19 protein-coding genes, 1 pseudogene and 1 riboswitch are annotated in these 19,900 nt (G+C 76.1%); of the genes and pseudogenes, 8 read left to right on the top strand and 12 right to left on the bottom strand.

The features are described from left to right. From IH44_RS48205 to rsmH, 3 genes and pseudogenes are all read right to left on the bottom strand, one after another. Positions 1-326, bottom strand: a pseudogene (locus IH44_RS48205) (hypothetical protein); the annotation flags it as partial. After that, positions 323-790, bottom strand: coding sequence for a cell division protein FtsL (locus IH44_RS0120175; protein WP_327059362.1), 468 nt, complete (start codon positions 788-790; stop codon positions 323-325). The gene IH44_RS0120175 and the pseudogene IH44_RS48205, both read right to left, overlap by 4 nt. Positions 791-916: 126 nt before the next feature. Further along, positions 917-1,885: a 16S rRNA (cytosine(1402)-N(4))-methyltransferase RsmH gene (gene rsmH, locus IH44_RS0120170; protein WP_030461033.1), complete on the bottom strand. Its 969-nt coding sequence runs from the start codon at positions 1,883-1,885 to the stop codon at positions 917-919. A gap of 658 nt (positions 1,886-2,543) precedes the next feature. Between rsmH and IH44_RS0120165 the strand changes: the two genes are divergently transcribed. The 3 genes from IH44_RS0120165 to IH44_RS0120155 are packed head-to-tail and all read left to right on the top strand — an operon-like array spanning position 2,544 to position 7,310. After that, positions 2,544-3,563 carry an AAA family ATPase gene (locus IH44_RS0120165; RefSeq protein WP_030461032.1) on the top strand — a complete coding sequence of 340 codons (1,020 nt, stop codon included), beginning with the start codon at positions 2,544-2,546 and terminating at the stop codon, positions 3,561-3,563. Between the two features lies 1 nt (position 3,564). Continuing rightward, complete coding sequence (locus IH44_RS0120160; protein WP_035955693.1) at positions 3,565-4,893, top strand: DUF58 domain-containing protein; 1,329 nt, start codon at positions 3,565-3,567, stop codon at positions 4,891-4,893. Continuing rightward, on the top strand, positions 4,890-7,310 hold the full coding sequence (locus IH44_RS0120155; RefSeq protein WP_030461030.1) for a DUF3488 and transglutaminase-like domain-containing protein: 2,421 nt from the start codon (positions 4,890-4,892) through the stop codon (positions 7,308-7,310). Before IH44_RS0120160 ends, IH44_RS0120155 begins: the two co-directional genes overlap by 4 nt. A 168-nt stretch (positions 7,311-7,478) precedes the next feature. On the opposite strand, the gene IH44_RS0120150 is transcribed toward IH44_RS0120155, so the two are convergent. The 3 genes from IH44_RS0120150 to IH44_RS0120140 form a co-directional block, all read right to left on the bottom strand. Beyond that, positions 7,479-7,856, bottom strand: coding sequence for a DUF3040 domain-containing protein (locus IH44_RS0120150; RefSeq protein ID WP_030461029.1), 378 nt, complete (start codon positions 7,854-7,856; stop codon positions 7,479-7,481). 229 nt (positions 7,857-8,085) lie between these two features. Beyond that, a complete protein-coding gene (locus IH44_RS0120145) occupies positions 8,086-8,838 on the bottom strand; it encodes a methyltransferase domain-containing protein (protein WP_030461028.1) in 753 nt (250 codons plus the stop codon). 146 nt (positions 8,839-8,984) lie between these two features. Beyond that, positions 8,985-9,515: an SAV_6107 family HEPN domain-containing protein gene (locus tag IH44_RS0120140; RefSeq protein WP_030461027.1), complete on the bottom strand. Its 531-nt coding sequence runs from the start codon at positions 9,513-9,515 to the stop codon at positions 8,985-8,987. 502 nt (positions 9,516-10,017) lie between these two features. Between IH44_RS0120140 and IH44_RS0120135 the strand changes: the two genes are divergently transcribed. Together IH44_RS0120135 and IH44_RS0120130 are read left to right on the top strand one after the other, a co-directional pair. Further along, on the top strand, positions 10,018-10,617 hold the full coding sequence (locus IH44_RS0120135) for a DUF4126 domain-containing protein (protein WP_030461026.1): 600 nt from the start codon (positions 10,018-10,020) through the stop codon (positions 10,615-10,617). Between the two features lie 45 nt (positions 10,618-10,662). After that, positions 10,663-12,051, top strand: coding sequence for an NAD(P)/FAD-dependent oxidoreductase (locus IH44_RS0120130; RefSeq protein ID WP_030461025.1), 1,389 nt, complete (start codon positions 10,663-10,665; stop codon positions 12,049-12,051). 7 nt (positions 12,052-12,058) lie between these two features. Here the strand turns inward: IH44_RS0120130 and IH44_RS42920 are convergent, their stop codons facing one another. Then, positions 12,059-12,868 (bottom strand): hypothetical protein, encoded by an 810-nt coding sequence (locus IH44_RS42920; protein WP_051817091.1) that lies wholly within the window; start codon positions 12,866-12,868, stop codon positions 12,059-12,061. A gap of 105 nt (positions 12,869-12,973) precedes the next feature. Then, complete coding sequence (gene metF, locus IH44_RS0120120) at positions 12,974-13,888, bottom strand: methylenetetrahydrofolate reductase [NAD(P)H] (protein ID WP_030461023.1); 915 nt, start codon at positions 13,886-13,888, stop codon at positions 12,974-12,976. 182 nt (positions 13,889-14,070) lie between these two features. Between metF and IH44_RS0120115 the strand changes: the two genes are divergently transcribed. Further along, entirely contained in the window at positions 14,071-15,177 is a 1,107-nt protein-coding gene (locus tag IH44_RS0120115; protein WP_030461022.1) for a polyprenyl synthetase family protein, read from the top strand. Between the two features lie 7 nt (positions 15,178-15,184). Here the strand turns inward: IH44_RS0120115 and IH44_RS0120110 are convergent, their stop codons facing one another. From IH44_RS0120110 to IH44_RS0120095, 4 genes are all read right to left on the bottom strand, one after another. Beyond that, a complete protein-coding gene (locus tag IH44_RS0120110; protein ID WP_030461021.1) occupies positions 15,185-15,850 on the bottom strand; it encodes a VanZ family protein in 666 nt (221 codons plus the stop codon). A 219-nt stretch (positions 15,851-16,069) separates the two neighbouring features. Further along, on the bottom strand, positions 16,070-16,717 hold the full coding sequence (gene thiE / locus IH44_RS0120105; protein ID WP_030461020.1) for a thiamine phosphate synthase: 648 nt from the start codon (positions 16,715-16,717) through the stop codon (positions 16,070-16,072). Beyond that, complete coding sequence (locus tag IH44_RS0120100; protein WP_030461019.1) at positions 16,714-17,079, bottom strand: Rv2175c family DNA-binding protein; 366 nt, start codon at positions 17,077-17,079, stop codon at positions 16,714-16,716. Before IH44_RS0120100 ends, thiE begins: the two co-directional genes overlap by 4 nt. A gap of 16 nt (positions 17,080-17,095) precedes the next feature. After that, positions 17,096-18,292, bottom strand: coding sequence for an FAD-dependent oxidoreductase (locus tag IH44_RS0120095; RefSeq protein ID WP_030461018.1), 1,197 nt, complete (start codon positions 18,290-18,292; stop codon positions 17,096-17,098). 138 nt (positions 18,293-18,430) lie between these two features. Continuing rightward, a riboswitch (TPP riboswitch) is annotated at positions 18,431-18,543 on the top strand. Here IH44_RS0120095 and thiO point away from each other — a divergent pair. Then, on the top strand, positions 18,512-19,693 hold the full coding sequence (thiO, locus tag IH44_RS0120090) for a glycine oxidase ThiO (RefSeq protein WP_051817095.1): 1,182 nt from the start codon (positions 18,512-18,514) through the stop codon (positions 19,691-19,693). It overlaps the preceding riboswitch by 32 nt. Further along, entirely contained in the window at positions 19,690-19,899 is a 210-nt protein-coding gene (gene thiS / locus IH44_RS0120085) for a sulfur carrier protein ThiS (protein WP_030461016.1), read from the top strand. The genes thiO and thiS overlap by 4 nt, the downstream gene beginning before the upstream one ends. Position 19,900 lies beyond the last annotated feature (1 nt).

Here is a 19,900-nt window from a genome sequence, read left to right as displayed (position 1 = left end):
TCGCGGTGCCCGGCGGCGGCGCGCGGCCGGGCCGGACGGGCGGGGGCGCCGTCGGCGGTGCGGCGCGGCTCGGCGACCCGGCGGCGCGGCGACTGCTCGGCGGAACGGCCCGAACCGGCGCGCCCCGCACCGGAACGGCCCGCGGCGGAACCCGAACCGGCGCGCCCCGCAACGGGCTTGGCCGGCTTGTCGGCCCCGGACCGGCCGCCGGAACGGCCCGCGCCCGCGCCCGCGCCGGAGCCCGAACCCGAGCCCGAGCCCGAGCCGGAGCCGGAGGCGGAGGCGGTGCGGCGCGGCCGGGGCGCGTCCCCGGGCGGGCGGCTCACCGCTGCGCCCCGGCGGACGGCGGGGCGGACGCGGGCGGGGTGGCGGAGGCGGGCGGGGCGGGCGCGAGGTCGATGCCGGGGTCGCCGGGGCTCGCGCTCGCCCCGGGCGAGGCGGCGGCGGCCGGGTCGGAGGGCGCGGCGGTGCTGGGGCGCGGCACCGGCGGCTTGTCCTCGGCGGGCTTGGCGGTGCCGGTGACGGTGCCGTCGGGGTTGAGGAAGGCCGGGTCGCCGCCGGCCACCATGCCGAGTTCGCGGGCGCGCCGCTCCAGCGCGTCGGGCGCGGACTGCTCGGCGATCTGCTGCTGCAGGGTCTGCTGCTGGTCGGTGGCCCCGGTGGTCTGCTTCTTGAGCCGGGAGAGGGTGAACGATCCTTCGTTCAGGGCGGTGTTGAGCATCAGCAGCCCGAGCAGCCCGGCCGACAGCAGGGTGACCACCAGCACCGCGAAGGGGGTGCGCCCCCGCATCGAGCGCGCCCCGGGCCGGACGGTGATCCGTGCCCTGCCCCCCTGCCCGGGGACGCTCCCCCGGGTCCGCTCGCCGGCCACCGGCACCGCTCCACTCCCCTTCGCTCCGCTGCTCCCGGCGGCTGGCTACCTCCGGGTCCGTCTGATCCTCTCCGCCACGCGCAGCCGCACGGGCGCGGCGCGCCGGTTCTCCTCGATCTCCTCCTCGGTGGCCAGTTCGGCTCCGCGGGTGAGGAGTTTCAGCCAGGGCTGGAGCTCCTCGGGGATCACCGGCAGGCCCGGCGGGGCGGTGGAGGTGGCACCCGCCTGGAGGTACTGCTTGACCAGGCGGTCCTCCAGCGACTGGTAGGACATCACCACGATCCGGCCGCCCACCGCGAGGGCGTCCAGCGCGCCGGGGATGGCCCGGTCCAGCACCTCCAGTTCGCCGTTGACCTCGATCCGCAGCGCCTGGAAGGTCCGCTTGGCCGGGTTGCCGCCGGTGCGCCGGGTGGCGGCCGGGATGGCGTTGCGGACCAACTCCACAAGACGAGCACTGGTGCTGAACGGTTCCCGCTCGCGCTCGCGCAGCACCGCGGAGGCGATCTTCCCGGCGAACCGTTCCTCGCCGTAGACCTTGAGGATCCGGGCCAGGTCGCCGTGGCTGTAGGTGTTGAGCACCTCGGCGGCGGAGATGCCGCGGGTCTGGTCCATCCGCATGTCCAGCGGGGCGTCCTGGGCGTAGGCGAAGCCGCGGTCGGCCTCGTCCAGCTGCATCGAGGAGACGCCGAGGTCGAACAGCACGCCGTGCACCTCGGGGACGTCCAACTCGTCCAGGACCCGCGGGATCTCGTCGTACACGGCGTGCACCAGGGTGGCCCGGTCGCCGAACGGGGCGAGCCGCTTCGCGGAGAGCTCCAGGGCCTGCGGGTCGCGGTCGACGGCGATCAGGCGGACGTCCGGGAAGCGGGTCAGCAGGGCCTCGCTGTGGCCGCCCAGGCCCAGGGTGGCGTCCACCACGACGGAGCCGGGTGCCGAGATCGCCGGGGCGAGGGCGTCCAGGCAGCGCTCCAGCATCACCGGGACGTGCCGGGGGGCGGGGCTGTCGGTACTCATACGGGGGCGGGGCCCTTCCTCAGGTGCGGTGTGGCCGGGCCATTCTCGCGCACCGGGCCGGCCGGCCCGCACACCGCCCGTGGTCCCCGCCCGCTCGCTCGGGGGAAGGAGCGACCGCCCGGCACCGGGGAAGGTGCGCCAGGTGGGCACGGAGCGGGAGGAGGCCGCGGATTGCGTACGGGCCGGCCGGCCCGGCGCGGAGAGCGGGCCGCCCGCCCGGTTGCCGGGCGCCGTCCGCCGTGCTCCACTGCGCCTGCAGCCTATCGTCCGCGCCCCGGCAGTCAACGTTCCGCTCCGGCGCACCACCCGGCCGGCGGTATCGGTTTGCGCAGGTGGGGCCGGTGTGCGGGCCCGGACGGGGGCGGGGCGCGGGGCCCGGCCCCCCGCGCCGGGCGAACCGGGGCGAAGGCGCCCGAACGGCCCCGGCCGGACCGGCGGCGCCGCCCTCGGGCGAGCGGGGCGCCCGTCCCGGTCCGCGGGATCCGCCGGGCCGCGCGAAACCGCCGGGGCCCGTCCCCCGTCCCAAACCGGGACAGCCTTCGCGTGTCGCCCGGCCGGGTGACTTCTGACCGGGGGACAGGGAAGAATGCGCCAAGTATTCGGGGTGGGCCGGGCTCGAACCAGCCGCCCGGTGACTGGGCAACATGGGAGCGTACGGGTGACGACCATCAACGGACAGGGCACCGACCAGCCGGAACCGGGGCGCTACGACCGGCGGGAACCGGCCGGTCTGGCCGAGCTGGCGGCGGTGGTCGGCCGGGTCCGGAAGTCCGTGGAGAGCGTGATCGAGGGCAAGCCGGAGGCGGTCCGGATCGCGCTGACCGTGCTGCTCGCCGAGGGCCACCTGCTGCTGGAGGACGTGCCCGGCGTCGGCAAGACCATGCTGGCCAAGGCCCTGGCCCGCTCGGTGGACTGCACGGTGCGCCGGATCCAGTTCACCCCGGACCTGCTGCCGTCCGACGTCACCGGCACCAACGTGTTCGACCAGCACCAGCGGGACTTCGAGTTCCGGCCCGGCGCGATCTTCGCGCAGATCGTGGTCGGCGACGAGATCAACCGGGCCTCGCCGAAGACCCAGTCCGCGCTGCTGGAGTCGATGGAGGAGCGCCAGGTCACCATCGACGGCACCACCCACGAACTGCCCTCGCCGTTCATGGTGATCGCCACCCAGAACCCGGTCGAGATGGAGGGCACCTACGCCCTGCCCGAGGCCCAGCGCGACCGCTTCATGGCCCGGGTCTCGATCGGGTACCCCAGCGCCGACGCCGAGTTCGCCATGCTCGACCTGCACTCGGCGGCCAACCCGCTGGACGACCTGCAGCCGGTCGCGCACGCCGCCGACCTGCTCAAGCTGATCGACCTGGTGAAGACCGTCTACGTGGCCGACCCGGTCCGCCGCTACGCCGTCGACCTGGTCGCCGCCACCCGCACCACCTCCGAACTGCGGCTCGGCGCCTCCCCCCGGGCCACCCTGCACCTGGTCCGGGCGGCCCGCGCGCACGCCGCCCTGGACGGCCGCGACTACGTGCTGCCGGACGACCTCCAGGCGCTCGCCGTCCCGGTGCTGGCCCACCGCCTGCTGCCCACCTCGGAGACCCAGCTGAGCCGCCGCACGGTCGAGCAGGTGGTGCTCGACCTGGTGGCCCGACTGCCCATCCCGCGTCCGCAGGGCCGCTGAGGTGGCGCGCCCCGCCCGCGCCTCCGGGGTGCGCGCCGCGCTGCGCGGACTGACCACCCGGGGGCGCTCCTTCCTGGCGGCCGGTGTGACCGCCGCGCTCTGCGCGTTCCTGTTCGGCCAGCCCGCCCTGCTCCAGGTCGGGGTGCTGCTGGCGGCGCTGCCGCTGGCCGCCGCCGCGCTGCTGGTGCGCACCCGCTACCGGGTCGCCTCCGGCCGCCGGCTCAGCCCGCAGCGGGCCGCGGCCGGCCAGGAGGCCCGGGTGCACCTGCGGCTGGACAACGTCTCCCGGGTGCCCACCGGCCTGCTGCTGCTGGAGGACAAGGTCCCGTACGTGCTGGGCCCGCGCCCGCGCTTCGTGCTGGACCGGGTCGAGCCGCGCGGCTTCCGCGAGGTGTCCTACCGGGTCCGCTCCGACCTGCGCGGCCGCTACCCGCTGGGCCCGCTGCAGCTGCGGCTGTCCGACCCGTTCGGGATGTGCGAGCTGACCCGCGCGTTCAGCGCCGCCGACGTGCTGACCGTCGTCCCGCAGGTCCAGGACCTGCCGCCGGTCCGGCTGCCCGGCGAGTCCGGCGGGCAGGGCGAGTCCAACACCCACACCCTGGCGCTGGCCGGCGACGACGACGTCATCCCGCGCGAGTACCGGCACGGCGACGACCTGCGCCGGGTGCACTGGAAGTCCACCGCCCGGTACGGCGAGCTGATGGTCCGCCGGGAGGAGCAGCCGCTGCAGGCCCGCGCCACCGTGCTGCTGGACACCCGGGAGACCGCGCACCGCGGCTCCGGCCCGGCGTCCTCGTTCGAGTGGGCGGTGTCCTGCGCCGCCTCGGTCGCCGTCGACCTGGTGCAGCGCGGCTACCGCACCCGGCTGCTCACCGACACCGGCTTCTCGGTGCCCGACCCCGGCACCGGCGGCACCGGGGCCGGGGCGGCCGAGTCGGTCGGGATGCTGCTGGACGCGCTGGCCGTGGTCGAGCACTCCGACGGCGGCACCCTGGCCCGGGCCGAGGAGGTGCTCCGGCTCGGCGGCGAGGGCCTGCTGGTGGCGGTGGTCGGCGACCTCGACGAGGAGCAGGCCGAGCGGCTGGCCCGGCTGCGCCGCCGCACCGGCGGCGCCGTCGCCCTGCTGCTGGACACCGGCACCTGGTCCGGGCTGCGGCTCCTGCTGCCGGACACCCCCGACGAGGAGGCCGCCGCCCGGGTCGCCCGGCTGCGCGAGTCCGGCTGGACGGTGCTGCCGGTGCGGGCCGGCGACTCGCTGCCCGCCCTGTGGCGGGCCGCGGACCGCACCCAGAACACCACCGTTCCCTACCGAGACGAGGTCGGCGCGTGACCACCCGGGCCAAGTTGACGCTCTGCGCGGCCCTGGCGACCGCCCTGGCGGCGCTGTGCCTGTCCCCGCTGTTCCGGGACTCCTTCGCGCTGGCCCCGCACGGCCTGCTGATGATCGCCGTCACGGCCGGCGCCGGCGCCGGGCTGCGCGCCCTGCCGCTGCCCCGGGCCCTGGTGACGCCGCTGCAGCTGCTCGTGGTGCTGTACGTGCTGATGCTCACCACCGTGCAGTCCGCGATGAGCTTCGGCGTGCTGCCCGGCCCGGGCGCCCTGGACGCCGTCTCCACCCTGCTGAGCAGCGGCGGCACCGACATCCAGGAGTACGCGATCCCCGCCCCGGCCACCGACGGCCTGCGGCTGATCGTGGTCGGCGCGATCGCCCTGGTGGCCGTGCTGGTCGACGCGCTGGCGGTCACCTACCGCCGGGCCGCCGCCGCGGGCCTGCCGCTGCTCGCCCTGTACTCGGTGGCCGGCGGCCTGGTCGACTCCCCCGGCGGCATGTGGCTGTGGTTCCTGTTCGGCGCGGCGGGCTTCCTGGCCCTGCTGTACACCGAGGGCCAGGACCGGCTCACCCGCTGGGGCCGGGTCTTCCACGGCACCGGCCGCTCGGCCGTGACGCTCTCCAACGGCGGCCGCCGGATCGGCGTGATCGCGCTGGCCGCCGCCCTGCTGCTGCCGGTGTTCGCCCCCGCGGTCGGCCCCGGCCTGTTCGGCAGCGTGGGCGGCCACAGCGGCGAGGGCGGCGGCAACGGGAACGGCAAGGGCGACGAGCGCTCGCTCAACCTGGTCGTCGCGCTCACCGCCAACCTGCGCTCCAGCGACGACACCCCGCTGCTGAGCTTCTCCACCGACGCGCCCGACGCCGACCAGCTCTACCTGCGGATCGCCGCGCTCAGCGAGTTCAACGGCCAGGAGTGGCTGCCCGGCGAGCAGAACGCCCAGCCGCTGCCCGCCACCGTGCCCGCCCCCGAGGGCCTCGCGCCGAACCTCCCCACCACCACGGTCCGCACCAAGGTCACCGTCACCGAGCAGCTCAGCACCGCCTGGCTGCCGATGCCGTACCCGATGTCCTGGCTGGAGGTACCGAACACCGGGAACTGGCGCTTCGACCCGGCCGGACGCACCGTCAGCGGCGCCAACGGCCAGAAGAGCAAGGGCCTGACGTACTCGGTCGGCTCGGTCGCGGTCAACGCCACCCCCGCCCAGCTGCGCGCGGCCGGCCCGGCCCCCGAGGACATCACCAAGCGCTACCTGGGCCTGCCGTCCAACCTGCCGCCCGTGGTCGCCGAGACCGCCAAGGACGTCACCAAGGGCAAGAGCACCCCGTACGACCAGGCGGTCGCCCTCCAGCAGTACTTCACCAGCGGCGGCTTCACCTACAACACCAAGATCGAGGCCCGCACCGGGCCGGACGCCATCGCCAAGTTCCTCCAGGACAAGGAGGGCTTCTGCGTCCACTTCGCCGCCACCATGGCCGCGATGTCCCGCTCGCTGGGCATCCCGGCCCGGGTCGCCATCGGCTTCACCCCGGGCACCGGCAACGGCACCGACCGGGTGGTGCGCAGCTCCAACTACCACGCCTGGCCCGAGCTGTACTTCGACGGCTACGGCTGGATGCGCTTCGAGCCGACCCCGAACCGGGGCAGCACCCCGCTGTACTCCGTCCAGCAGACCACGCCCACCAGCGCGCCCAGCGCCGCCCCGAGCAGCGCCGCGCCGAGCGACCAGCCCTCCGCCCAGCCGTCCTCCTCCAGCAGCTGCCCCCCGCAGCAGCACCGGATCGGCGACTGCGCCGACGAGCAGGCCCAGGCCGCCCACCAGGGCGACAGCACCTCGTGGTGGCTGTCCTGGCCGGGCCTGGTCACCGTGCTCGCCGTCCTGCTGCTGCTGGCCGCGCTGGCCTTCCCGCTGCTCTGGCGCACCAGGCTGCGCCGCCGCCGCCTCGGCGCCGGCCGCCACCTGTCCGGCGCGGACGGGCCGCGGCTCACCGACGAGCAGGTGCTCGCCGCCTGGGCCGAACTCGTCGACTCCGCCTGGGACCTGGGCATCCCGCCGGACGAGGCCCGCACCCCCCGCAACGCCGCCCGCCGGCTCGCCGAGGACGCCGGCCTCGACGCCGACGCCGCGGCCGCCGCGGGCCGGGTCGCGCTGGCCACCGAGCGGGTCATGTACGCCCGCGAGTCCGAGGCGCCCGCGCACCTCGGCGGGGACGTCCGCACCGCCCGGCAGGCGCTGCTGGTCCGCGCCACCCGCACCCGCCGGCTGCGCGCCCTGCTGCTGCCCGCCTCCGCGGTCCGCCTCTGGTGGCGCGCCCAGGACCGGGCCGCCGCCCGCCGGGAGCGCACCGCCGAGCGGGCGGCCGCGGTGCGGGCCGCGCTGGCCAGGCCGTTCCGGCGGCGGAAGAAGGAGCAGGAGTGAGGCCCCGCCCCGCCGGGTGACCACCGGGGAGCCGGGGCCCGGCCGGGGCCCCGGGCGCCCTGGGCTCCCCGAGCGCCCTGGGCTCCCCGAGCGCCTTGGGCGCACACGAAAGATCCGCCCGGCGGAGGGTTTCCCCTCGCCGGGCGGATCACGTCTCGGTGGGTGCTGCTACAGCCCGCTCTGCTCGTCGCGGCGCCGCTGCCAGCGCTGTTCCATACGGTCCATGACGCCGGTCCGCCGGCGTGGCGCTGCCGCCTGCCGTGGGCCGGGCCCGGCCGGGCCGCGCCGCCACGCGGTGACCGCGAGGACCGCACAACCAAGCATCACCAGGAACCCGACCACACTGACCCAGATGACCTGCGTGACCAGGCCGCCCATGAGCAGCGCGACGCCCGCCACGAACCCCGCCACGGCCAGGTAGACCCGCCGACGGGTGTAGGTGTGCAGGCCGGTTCCCTCGAGCGCTGACGCGAACTTGGGATCTTCGGCGTACAGCGCTCGCTCCATCTGCTCGAGCAGTCGCTGCTCGTGCTCCGAGAGCGGCACGGAGTCCTCCTACTCGTCGGTCGCGGGGCGACCGGTCCGCCACCCCTGGCTCGGGCCTGTGTGGTCCATATGCCCCACCGGTCTGGCCGTCATGCTTACCGGCTTTACCCAGATCATACGGTCCACGGCCCTGGTTCGGCGTGGTCAATCAGGCGTGGCTCGGGCCACCTCGGCGGTGGTCCCACCCGTGCAACGAGCGGGGGGCCCGCTTGGTGCCCCCCGCCGGGGGTCAGATCGCCTCGGCGAGCAGGTGCAGCTGGGTGGCGACGGCGTGGAAGGCGGGCTGTTCGGCGGCCGCGAGCTCGAGCTTGAGCAGGGCGTCGAGCGCGCCGGGCTCGGTGTCGACCAGCACGCCGGGGACGAGGTCGGCGAAGACCCGGATGCCGTGCACGGAGGTGACCCGCAGCCCGGCGCCGGCGGCCAGGGCGTCCAGCTGCTCGCCGGTGAAGCGGCGGGGCATCGGGTCGCCGGCGCCCCAGCGGCCGTCGGCGGCGTCCAGCGCGGTGCGGGCCTCGGTGAACTGGCCGGCCACCGCGCGGGCCAGCACGGCGCCGTTGCGGTTGGCGGCGAGCAGGCTGACCAGGCCGCCCCCGCCGAGGGTGCCGACCAGGTTGCCGAGCGCCTCGGCGGGGTCGTCGACGACCTCCAGGACGCCGTGGCAGAGCACCGCGTCGACCGATCCGGCCGGGACGAGGTCGGGCAGCGTCTGAGTGTCGCCCTGGACGGCCCGGACCAGCTCGGTGACGCCCGCCTCGGCGGCCCGGCGCTCCAGCGCGAACAGCGCGTCGGGGCTCGGGTCGACCACCGTCACCCGGTGGCCCAGCCGGGCCACCGGCACCGCGAAGTTGCCGGTGCCGCCGCCGGTGTCGACGACCTCCAGGACCGGCCGTCCGAGCTCGGCGGAGCGCCGCTCCAGCGCCTCCCGCAGCACCTCCCACACCACGGCGGTACGCAGCGCACTGCGGGGACGAGTCGGATACAAGGCGGCACCCCTCTTGGCAGGTTCTTCCACGGCGGTCTTCCACGCCGGGAACGGCTCCCAGCTTATCCGCCGGGGCCGGACGGCTCCGGCGCGGCGCAGCCGCCGCGGCCGCCGGGCGCTGCGGTCAGGGGTGCAGGGCGCTGCGGTCAGGGGTGCAGGGCCAGGATCCGCTCCACGATGCGCAGGTACAGGGCGGTGTTGCGGATCAGGTCGTCCGCGTCCCGCGGCCCGGCGGCGCCGGCGATGCCCGCCTCGGCGGCGGCCCGGCGGCGGGCGCCGGCCGCGAAGTAGGCGGCCCACTCGGCGAGTTCGGGGGCGACCTCGGGCAGCAGCTCCCAGGCCGGGCGGATCGCCTGGCGGCGGCGCGGGTGGCGCACCGGGCGGCCGCGGACGGCGAGCACGGCGGCGGTGGCCCGCAGCGCGGCGAGGTGCGCGGTGGCGTAGCGCTCCAGCGGGTCCTGTCGGCCCCGGGCGTGCACCAGGGTGCGGTGCGCGTGCCGGAGCAGTTCGAGCGCGGCGGGCGAGGCCGAGCTGCGGCGCAGCACCGGGTGCGCGTCCCCGCCGCGGCCGGCCGGCAGGGTGGGCTGCTCGACGGCGGGCCGCCCGGCGGCGGTTCGGTCGGCGGCGGATTGATCGACGGCAGGGCGGGCGACAGGCTCAGGACGGCTGATGGTCATGGGTCTCCCCCGTTCACTCCGGACCTTTGCCCGGACCGGTCGGTCCGCGCATGCATCCATCGTGAACGGGGGGTCTGACAACTCGGAGTCCCCCGACTCCGCGGGGTCCCCCGACCCCGTCCCGTCGTCCCCGTCCGGCCGGATCCCCAGGATCCCCCCCGGGGGAGGGAGGGCCGGGCTCCGCCGCCCCGTGTCGGCGGTGCCCGGCCCTCCCGCTCCGGCCGCTGGTCGCGCTCCGGGCCTGTGGTGCGGGCCGTCGTTCCCCCGGACCGGCGGCCTGCCCAGAGCGCTCCCGGGTGGCTCCGCCCGGCGGCGGCCTTCCCGGTGCGCACTACTCTGCCGCCGGGCGGGAGCGGTGGGTATCCGTGCGGGTACTCAACCGGCGATCTGAGTACGGATACTCAGTCCGCCCGGTCGGCCTCCCCTCCCGGGCCGTCGGCCGGGCCGGGTACGGTGGCCGCGTCCCGTCCGAGGTCCGGGCGGGTACGGGGAGGGGGCCGCGGTGGGAGCCGTTCCGCTGATCTTCACCAGCGGCTGGGCGAGCGGGATCAACGCCTACGCCGTGGTGCTGCTGCTGGGCCTGTTCGGCCGCTTCGGCGGGGCCGACTCGGTGCCACCGGTGCTGGAGCGCACCGACGTGCTCGTCGCCGCCGGGGTGCTGTTCCTGTGCGAGGCGGTGCTGGACAAGATCCCGTACGTGGACAGCGTCTGGGACGTCGTCCACACCTTCGTCCGGCCGGTCGCGGGCGCGACGGTGGGCGCCCTGCTGGCCGCCCACGACCCGGGCTCGCTCGGCGAGGTCGCGGCCGGGGCCCTCGGCGGCACCACCGCCCTGGTCAGCCACGGCGTCAAGGCGGGCCTGCGGATGGCCGCCAACACCTCGCCCGAGCCCGCCTCCAACATCCTGCTCAGCCTCGCCGAGGACCTCTCGGTCGCGGGCCTGGTCACCCTGGCGATCTTCCACCCCTGGCTGGCCGCGTCCACCGCCGCGGTGCTGCTCGCCCTCGGCGTGCTGGTGGTCTGGTTCGCGGTCTCCCGGATCCGCCGCTTCTGGCTCCGCCGCCGGGAGCGCCGGCTGGCCCGCGCCGCCGCGGCGGCCTGAGGCCGGGCCCGGGGCCCGGCCCGGGGGCGCATAGGATCTGCTGCCATGGCTCGGATCATCGTCGTCGGTGCAGGCATGGGCGGACTGGCCGCCGCTTCGCGGTTGGGCACGCTCGGGCACCGGGTGACGGTGCTGGAGGCCGCCGGGACGCACGGGGGGCAGGTCGGGGCGTACCGGCGGGACGGGTTCGGGTTCGACACCGGGCCGGGGCTGCTCGCGCTGCCCGCCGTCTACCGGGACCTGGCGCTGAAGACCGGGCGGGAGCCGCTGGAGCAGCTGGTCGGGCTGCGGCCGGTCGACCCGGAGAGCCGGCACCTGTTCCCGGACGGGACGGAACTGCTGCTGCCGAACGCCTCCCGGGGCGGGGTGGGCCAGGCGCTGGACGCGGCGTTCGGCGCGGGGACGGGCGCCCGCTGGGGCGAACTGCTCAACCGGGGGCGGACGGTGTGGGAGGCCACCCGGCGCCCGCTGCTGGAGGAGCCGCGCCCGGCCGCCGACCCGGCGGACCCGTACCCGGTGCCGCCGCGGCGCGGGCTGTCCCGGCTGCTGCCGCGCGGGCGGCACACCCTGGCCGACGCGGCCCGGGAGCTGGGCGGCGGCCCGGGCCCGGCCGCGCTGCTGGGCGAGTACGCGCTGCGGTACGGCCTGGACCCGCGGTCCGCGCCCGCCTCGGCGACGGTGCTGCCGTACATGGAGCAGTCGTTCGGCGTCTGGTACGTGGACGGCGGGCTGCGGGCGCTGGCCGACGCGGTGTTCGAGCGGTGCGGGAAGCGCGGGGTGGAGTTCCGGTTCGACACCCCGGTGCGGGCCCTGGAGCAGGACGGCGACCGGGTGGTCGGCGTCCGCACCGACCAGGGGGTGCTGGCCGCGGACGCGGTGCTCTCCGCCGTCCCCGGCCTGGGGGTGGCCGAGCCCGCCGCGCCCGCGCCGGGCCGGTTCACGGTGCTGCTCGCGCTGGACGGCGCCCGCCCGGCCGGCACCGCGCACCGCACCGTGGTGCACGCCGCGGACCCGGCGGCCGAGGCCCGCGCGGTGTTCGCCGGACGGGCGCTGCCGGACCGGCCGACCGTGCAGGTGCTGCGCCCGGACGACCCGGCGCTGGTGCCCGGCCCGGACGCGGAGGCGGCCGTGCTGACCGTCACGGTGCCCGCCGGGCTCACCCCCGCCGACGCCGAACGGGACGCCTACGCCGGGCGGTTGCTCGACCACCTGGCCGCCGCGGGCCTGGACCTGCGCCCCCGGGTGCGCTGGCGGGAGACCCGGCTGACCGCCTCGGTGCCGGTGCCCTCGCTGGCCGGCGGCCACCTCGCGCAGGCCAACCGGCCGGGCCCGGCGGGCCTGTACCTGATCGGCGCGCACGCCCACCCGGGCGGCGGGCTGGCCCGGGTCGGGATGTCCGCCTCGATCACCGCCGGGCTGCTCGGCCCGGCCTGACGGAGCGTCAGTACTGCTGCTGGTAGTACCAGTTCTGGTCCGGCGACTGCTGCTGCTGGGGCTGCGGCTGCTGCGGGATCCAGGGCTGCTGGTACTGCTGCTGGGTGTACGGGTCCTGGTAGACCGGCTGCCCGTACTGGTCGTAGCCGATCAGCTGCAACTGCGGCTGCTGCTCCGGCTGTTGCTGGAACTGCGGCTGCTGGAACTGCGGTTGGTACTGCTGCTGGTACTGCTGGTGGTCGGCCCACTGCTCCTGCTGGGCGTAGCCGTGGTCCTGCTGCTGGTAGCCGTACTCCTGCGGCGCCTGCTGGGCGTACTGCGGCTGCTGCGGGACCTGGTAGGCGTTCGGGTCGTCGGCGTAGACGCCCGCGTCGAGCTGCTGGAACTCCTCGTAGCCGGCCGCGCGGTCGTCGAACGGGTCGGCGGACTCGTCCTCGATCGGGCCGACCTCGCCGACCGGGGCGACCGGTTCCGGCTCGGCCGCGGCGGCGGCCGTCGCGCCGGTGGCGGCGGCCAGCAGCGGGACCTTCGCCAGCGGGCCGGGCAGGGCGCCGTCGGGGCGGCGCAGCGACCAGCCGACCGGGCGGCCGCGCTTGACCGAGCCGGTCACCAGCACCTGGCCGAGTCCGAACGCGGCGGCGCCCGCCGCTATCACCGGCAGCGAGGAGGTGCGCATCCCGGCGACCACGCCGAGGAAGCCGAGCAGCGCGAGCGCCCGCCAGTGCAGCGGGGCCCGGTGCTGGAGCAGGAGTTCGGCGGTCAGCCAGAGCGCGACCAGGGCCAGCGCGCCGTAGAGGAGCAGGTACCCGAAGCTCATCCCGCAACCTCCAGACGCCACCATCACCGCGCGGTTGCGGGCGACTGTACAGCCTCCGGGCGAACAGCACCGCATCCCGGACCGGGCCGTCCGCGCGGCCCGTGCTCAGCGGGTGTGCAGGCCCAGGTTCTGGTAGATCTCCAGCGTCGAGGTGGAGTGGTTGAGGGTGATGAAGTGCAGGCCGGGGGCGCCCTCCGCGAGGAGGCGCTCGGCCATCGCGGTGGCGTGCTCCAGGCCCGCCGCGCGGACCGCGACCGGGTCGTCGGCGACGGACTCCAGCTTGCGCCGGAAGTCGGGCGGGAAGTCGGAGCCGGACAGCTGCGGGAAGCGCACCAGCTGGCGGATGTTGGTGACCGGCATGATCTCCGGGATGATCGGGGTGTCGCAGCCGGCCGCGGCGACCCGGTCGCGCAGCCGCAGGTAGTCCTCGACCTCGAAGAACATCTGGGTGATCGCGTAGTCCGCGCCGGCCCGGCACTTGGCGACGAAGTGCCGGATGTCCTCGTCCCAGTTCTCCGAGCGCGGGTGCATCTGCGGGAACGCCGCGACGCCCACGCAGAAGTCGCCGATGTCCTTGATCAGCCCGACCAGTTCGGCGGCGTAGCTGACGCCCTCGGGGTGGCGCACCCACTCGCCCATCGGGTCGCCGGGCGGGTCGCCGCGGACCGCGAGCACGTTGCGCACGTTCTGGTCGGCGTACTGGCCGATGATGTTGCGCAGTTCGGCCACCGAGTGGTCGACGGCGGTGAGGTGGGCGACCGGGGTCAGGGTGGTCTCGGTGGCGATCCGGCCGACCAGGTCGACGGTGCGGCCGCGCGAGGAGCCGCCGGCACCGTACGTCATGCAGACGAAGTTCGGTTCCAGGCACTCGACCCGGCGGATCGCGTCCCAGAGCTTGCGCTCGCCCTCGTCGTTGCGCGGCGGCATGAACTCGAAGGAGAAGGAGCGGTCGCCTGCCGCCAGCAGGTCGCGCACGGTCTGTGCGCGGTCGCTTCTGGTGGAGGGAATCCCGAGTGCCATGCAGGCAGGTTAGCCGTCGGCGGCGCGGCCCGGACAAACGACGTCCAGCAATTGAGACACCACGTGAGATTTCCGGCCGCGGGCCGGGCCGCCCCGCGCGCCCCGGGCCCGGCCTCGGTGGAACGGGGCACCCGACCGCGCACGTTAATCTGACTGTCAGCCCCCTCGATCCGGAGTTCCAGGTGCCCTCCTCCATCCGCCTTCCCCGCAACCCCGTCGACGCGGAGGACGTGCGCGAGCGCGTGAACACCACCCTCGGCGCGTTCATGGCCGAGCGGGCCGCCCTGCTCTCCGGCATCTCCGACGACCTCGGCCCGGTCGCCGACGCCCTGCGCGACTTCCTGCTCGACGGCGGCAAGCGGCTGCGCCCCGCGTTCTGCTACTGGGGCTGGCGGGCGGCCGGCGGCGCCGACGACGAACCCGGCATCGAACGGGCCGCCGCCGCACTGGAACTGCTGCAGGCCAGCGCCCTGGTCCACGACGACCTGATGGACCGCAGCGACACCCGCCGCGGCCTGCCCGCCGTCCACCGCCGCTTCGAGAACCTGCACCGGGCCGGCGGCTGGCGCGGCGACCGCGAACAGTACGGGGCGAGCGCGGCGGTCCTGCTCGGCGACCTGCTGCTGATCTGGTGCGACGAGCTGTTCCAGCGCTCCGGGCTGCCGGTCGCCGCCGTCTCGGCCGCCAAGCCCGCCTTCGACCTGATGCGCACCGAGGTCATGCTCGGCCAGTACCTGGACGTGCTGGAGCCGGTCGCGGGCGACTCCACCGACGCCGGCGCGATCGACCGGGCCCGCACCGTCCTGCACTACAAGTCCGCGAAGTACACCATCGAACGCCCGCTCCAGGTCGGCGCGCTGCTGGCCGGCGCCGGACCCGACCTGGTCGACGCCCTCGGCTGCTTCGGCCTGCCGCTCGGCGAGGCGTTCCAGCTCCGCGACGACCTGCTCGGCGTCTTCGGCGACCCCGCCGTCACCGGCAAGCCCGCCGGCGACGACCTGCGCGAGGGCAAGCGCACCCTGCTCGTCGCCCACGCCATGCGCGGCCTGTGCCCGGCCGACGCCGCCCGCCTGGACGCCCGGCTCGGCGCCCCCGGCCTGGATGCCGGCGAGATCGCCGCCCTGCGCGACCTGATCACCCGCAGCGGCGCCCCCGAACTCGTCGAGGCCCGGATCGACGCCCTGCTCGCCGAGGCCCTGACCGCCCTCGACGCCGCCCCGATCGCCGACGGCCCGACCCGCGAAGTGCTCCGGGCGCTGGCCGACGCCGCCACCGTCCGCAAGTACTGACGGACCGTCAGGACGCCCGGCGCCGCCACCAGCGGCGCGAGGCCAGCGCCGCCAGCGCCGCCCCGACCGCGTTCAGCAGCACGTCGTCCACCGAGGAGACCCGGTCCAGCCGCAGCACGTACTGGGCCGTCTCCACCAGCACCGAACCCGCCGCCCCCAGCGCCAGCACCCGCCACGCCGAGGCCAGCGCCGCGAACCGCAGCGGCGCCAGGAACCCGAACGCCGCGAACACCAGCATGTTGCCGACGATCTGCGCCACCGCGGTCGCCGGCGGCCCGGCGCCGACGATCTCCGCGATGTCGTGCAGCGGCACCAGGTTCACCCGGCGGCGCGGACCGCCCGGGTCGACGCCCGGCAGCAGGATCATCCACACCCACGGCACCGTCCCGTAGACCATGCCGACCTCGGCCAGCGCCGAACGCCGCGCCCACCCCGCCGCCACTCCGGCCGCCCGGCGGCGACGGGCCAGCGCCCACACCGCCAGCACCGCCACCGGCAGCGCGGCCGCCGCCAGGAACACGATCCCGTTGACCGTCCCCACCCAGCCGTTCCACCCGGCGTGGTCACCGAGCGGCCGCTGGGCGAGGAACGCGACGGCGGCGGCGCCGAGCAGCGCCGGAACGAGGAGCGCCACCCGGCGGGCGCGACGGGCGGCGGACAGGGTCTGATCCATGCCTGCACGGAGTACCGCCCGGCCCCGCCCGGTTCCCGCCCGGGGCCGGATCTTCCCGTGTCGGATCTTCCCGTGGTCGGCCGGATCTTCCGCCGGTGGCCCTTCCGCTCCGCGGTTCCCGACCGGGGGCGGGGCTTTCCTCTTGGACCGGATCTTCCCCTGACTGCCCTTCCGCCTCGCGCAGTTCCCCGCGCCCCTGACGGGGCTCGGGACGCGGCGTCAGCGGAGGCGGGCCGCCAGGGCGGTTGCGGCGGCGCGGGGGTCTTCGGCGGCGGTGAGGGCGCGGACGACGACGATGCGGGTGGCGCCGGCGGCCAGGACCTGGTCGAGGTTGCCGGCGTCGATGCCGCCGATGGCGAACCAGGGGCGGTCGGGGCGGCGGGCGGCGGCGTGGCGGACCAGGTCGAGGCCGGGCGCGTGGCGGCCGGGCTTGGTGGGGGTGGGCCAGACCGGGCCGGTGCAGAAGTAGTCGACGCCGGGTTCGGTGAGCGCGGTGTCGACCTCGGTCTCGCTGTGGCAGGAGCGGCCGATCAGCACGTCCTCGCCGAGGATGCGGCGGGCGACGGCGACCGGCAGGTCGTCCTGGCCGAGGTGCAGCACGTCGGGGCGGGCGCCGTACGCGACGTCGGCGCGGTCGTTGACGGCGAGCAGCTTGCCGTGGCGCCGGGCGGCGTCGGCGAAGACCTCCAGGTGCTCCAGCTCCTGCTTGGCCTCCAGGCCCTTGTCGCGGAGCTGGACGATGTCGACGCCGCCGCTGAGCACCGCGTCCAGGAACTCGGGCAGGTCGCCCTGTTCGCGGCGGGCGTCGGTGCAGAGGTAGAGCCGGGCGTCGGCCAGGCGCTGCCGGGCGGTGGGTGCGGCGGTCACAGGGCCATGGCCTGGGCGCGGCGCTTGACCTCGGTGCCGCGGTTCTCGCGCAGGGCCTGGATCGGGCTGCCGGGCAGGGAGTCGTCCTCGGTGAACATCCACTCGAGGATCTCCTGGTCGGAGAAGCCGCAGTCGCGCAGCACGGTGAGGGTGCCGGCCAGGTGCTTGACCAGGCCGTCGTCCTCGATGAAGTCGGCGGGGACCTGCAGGGAGTTGTTGGGGCCGCGGCGGACGGCCAGCAGGGTGCGGTTCTTCACCATGGCGCGGACCTCGGTGATCACCACGCCCCACCGCTCCGAGATGTCGGGCAGGTACAGCCACGCGGGGACCAGGGCGTCAATCTTGGGATCAATCTCGCTCACTCCCCCAGCCTAGGCGCTACCGGGCCGCCGCCTTCAACTGGACGGCCGGGTCGGCGGCCCGGGCCGGGTCGAGCGCGCCGCCGCGTTCGATCAGGCGGCGGCCCTGGGCCAGGTCGCGCGGCCGGTCGACGGCGAGCAGCGCGACGAGTGCGCCCTCGCGCAGCCAGAGCACCGTCCAGTCGGGGTCGGACGGGGAGCCGCGCCACAGCAGGTGGTCGGCCCCGGCGTGCCGGCCGGCGTACTGGACCATGCGGCCGAACTGCTCGGACCAGAAGTAGGGGACGGGGTCGTAGGGGGCGTCCAGGGTGCCGAGCAGCGAGGCCGCGGCGGCGGCGCCGGAGTGCAGGGCGTGGTCCCAGTGCTGGACGGCGAGCCGGGTGCCGGAGCGGACGGAGGGGTAGGAGGCGCAGTCGCCGGCCGCGAGGACGCCGGGCAGGGCGGTGCGCAGCCGGTCGTCGACCGGGATCGTGCCGTCGGGGTCGGGGGCGAGCGGGCCGCCGCGCAGCCAGTCGGTGGCGGGGGCGGCGCCGATGCCGACCAGGACCTCGTCGGCGGGCAGGTGGGTGCCGTCGGCGAGCAGCACCCCGCCGTCGGCGGCTCCGGCGACGGCGGCGCCGCAGCGCAGGTCGACGCCGGCGTCGGCGTACCAGTCGGCCATCAGGGCGCCGAGTTCGGCGGGCAGGGCGCCGGCCAGCGGGGTGGCGGCGGCTTCGACGACGGTGACCTCGCAGCCGAGGTGGCGGGCGACGGTGGCGGTCTCGGCGCCGATCCAGCCGGCGCCGACCAGCACGATCCGGCGGCCGGGGGTGAGGGCGGCGCGCAGCGCGTGGGCGTCGTCGACGGTGCGCAGGGTCCGGGCGCCGGGCAGGCCGGGGAGGGTGCGGGGTGCGGCGCCGGTGGCGATCACCAGGGCGTCGTACGGGAGTTCGCCGCGGTCGGTGTGCAGGACGCCGTCGGCCAGGCCGGTGGCGCGGCGGCCGGTGAGCAGGTCGACGCCGAGGCCGTGCCAGTCGATCTCGAAGGCGGTGGCGTCGGTCTTGCCGAGCAGCACGTCCTTGGAGAGCGGGGGGCGGTCGTAGGGGAGGTGGAGTTCCGCGCCGACCAGGGCGAGCGGGCCGTTCCAGCCGCCCTGCCGCAGGTTGAGGGCGGTCTGGGCGCCCGCCATGCCCGCGCCGACCACGACGACCCGGTCCGTTGCCTTCAGCTCAGCCACCACGGCGTCCACCCCGAGTCCGGGCGGTGCCGACGAGGGAGCCGTGGCGGAGCCACGGCGACTGAGGAGAAGCCGTCCGGGCGACAGCCATCGGCCCGCGACGCCGCCCTCCATTTGGCGGTCGGTCTAAGGTGGGGGTACTTACCTCACGGGAGCCCGGTGCACCGGGCTGAGAGGCGGGCTGTGGCGGCCCGCGACCGTCCGAACCTGATCCGGGTCATGCCGGCGAAGGGAGAATCAGCGGCTGTGGCACCTTCCGACGCGCCTGACGTGCTGGTGGTCGGCGGCGGCATCATCGGTCTCGGCGTGGCCTGGCGCACCGCGCAGCGCGGCCTGTCCGTCGCGGTGGTCGACCCGCACCCGGGTGGCGGTGCGGCGCAGGTCGCCGCGGGCATGCTCGCCCCCGTCACCGAACTGCAGTACGGCGAGGAGCCGTTGCTGCGGCTGGGGATGGCGTCGAACGAGCGGTACGCCGCGTTCGCCGCCGAACTGACCGAACTGACCGGGCTGGACACCGGCTACCGGGCCACCGGCACGCTGGCGGTGGCGCTGGACTCCGACGACCGCGCGGAGCTGCGCGAACTGCACGCCTTCCACGGCCGGTTGGGCCTGGCCTCGGAGTGGCTGACCGGCCGCGAGTGCCGCCGGCTGGAGCCGATGCTGGCGCCGGGCGTGCGCGGCGGGCTGCACGTCGCCGACGACCACCAGGTGGACGGGCGCCGGCTGGCCGCCGCGCTGGTCGCCGCCTGCGCGCTGGCGGGCGTGGCCTTCCACCGGGCGGAGGCCGCCGAGCTGCTGGTGGCGGACGGCCGGGCCGTCGGCGTGCGGCTGTCGACCGGCGAGCGGCTGGCGGCGGGGCGCACGGTGCTGGCCGCCGGTTCGCGCAGCCACCTGCTGCCGGGCCTGCCGGACGGGGTGCTGCCGGCGATCCGCCCGGTCAAGGGGCAGGTGCTGCGGCTGCGGATGCCCACCGCGCACGGGCCGTTCCTGTCCCGGAACGTGCGGGCGGTGGTGCGCGGGCAGCACCTGTACCTGGTGCCGCGGGCCGACGGCGAGCTGGTGGTCGGCGCGACCACCGAGGAGCTGGGCCACGACACCACCGTCACCGCGGGCGGCGTCTACGAGCTGCTCCGGGACGCGCACGAACTGGTGCCCGGCATCACCGAGTTGCCGTTGGTGGAGACCTGCGCGGGCCTGCGTCCGGGCTCCCCCGACAACGCTCCGGTGCTGGGCCCGACCGCGCTGGCCGGGCTGGCCGCCGCCACCGGGCACTACCGCAACGGCGTGCTGCTCACCCCGGTCACCGCCGACCTGCTCGCCGACTACCTGGCCACCGGCGAACTGCCCGCCCTGGCAGCCGACTTCACCCCTGACCGCTTCGCCCCGAAGGTCCCCGCATGAACACCGTCGCCCTGACCGTCAACGGCGAGCCGCGCACCCTGCCCGCCACCACCACGCTGGACGTGGTGGTCGCCGAGGTGTCGGCCGCCAACACCGGCGTCGCCGCCGCCGTCAACGAGGCCGTGGTGCCCCGCAGTTCGTGGCCCGCCACCACCCTCGGCGAGGGCGACCGGGTCGAGATCCTCACCGCCGTCCAGGGAGGCTGAA

Origin of the sequence: Kitasatospora sp. NRRL B-11411 (assembly GCF_000721345.1) — a bacterium.
GTDB classification, from domain to species: domain Bacteria; phylum Actinomycetota; class Actinomycetes; order Streptomycetales; family Streptomycetaceae; genus Kitasatospora; species Kitasatospora cineracea.
This window is presented reverse-complemented; position numbering and strand designations above follow the sequence as displayed.

Coding starts and splice junctions, on each gene's coding strand:
- IH44_RS0120175 (WP_327059362.1), bottom strand. CDS start 790: ATGCGGGGGCGCACCCCCTTCGCGGTGCTGGTGGTCACCCTGCTGTCG.
- rsmH (WP_030461033.1), bottom strand. CDS start 1,885: ATGAGTACCGACAGCCCCGCCCCCCGGCACGTCCCGGTGATGCTGGAG.
- IH44_RS0120140 (WP_030461027.1), bottom strand. CDS start 9,515: ATGACCATCAGCCGTCCTGAGCCTGTCGCCCGCCCTGCCGTCGATCAA.
- IH44_RS0120130 (WP_030461025.1), top strand. CDS start 10,663: ATGGCTCGGATCATCGTCGTCGGTGCAGGCATGGGCGGACTGGCCGCC.
- IH44_RS42920 (WP_051817091.1), bottom strand. CDS start 12,868: ATGAGCTTCGGGTACCTGCTCCTCTACGGCGCGCTGGCCCTGGTCGCG.
- metF (WP_030461023.1), bottom strand. CDS start 13,888: ATGGCACTCGGGATTCCCTCCACCAGAAGCGACCGCGCACAGACCGTG.
- IH44_RS0120110 (WP_030461021.1), bottom strand. CDS start 15,850: ATGGATCAGACCCTGTCCGCCGCCCGTCGCGCCCGCCGGGTGGCGCTC.
- thiO (WP_051817095.1), top strand. CDS start 18,512: ATGCCGGCGAAGGGAGAATCAGCGGCTGTGGCACCTTCCGACGCGCCT.
- thiS (WP_030461016.1), top strand. CDS start 19,690: ATGAACACCGTCGCCCTGACCGTCAACGGCGAGCCGCGCACCCTGCCC.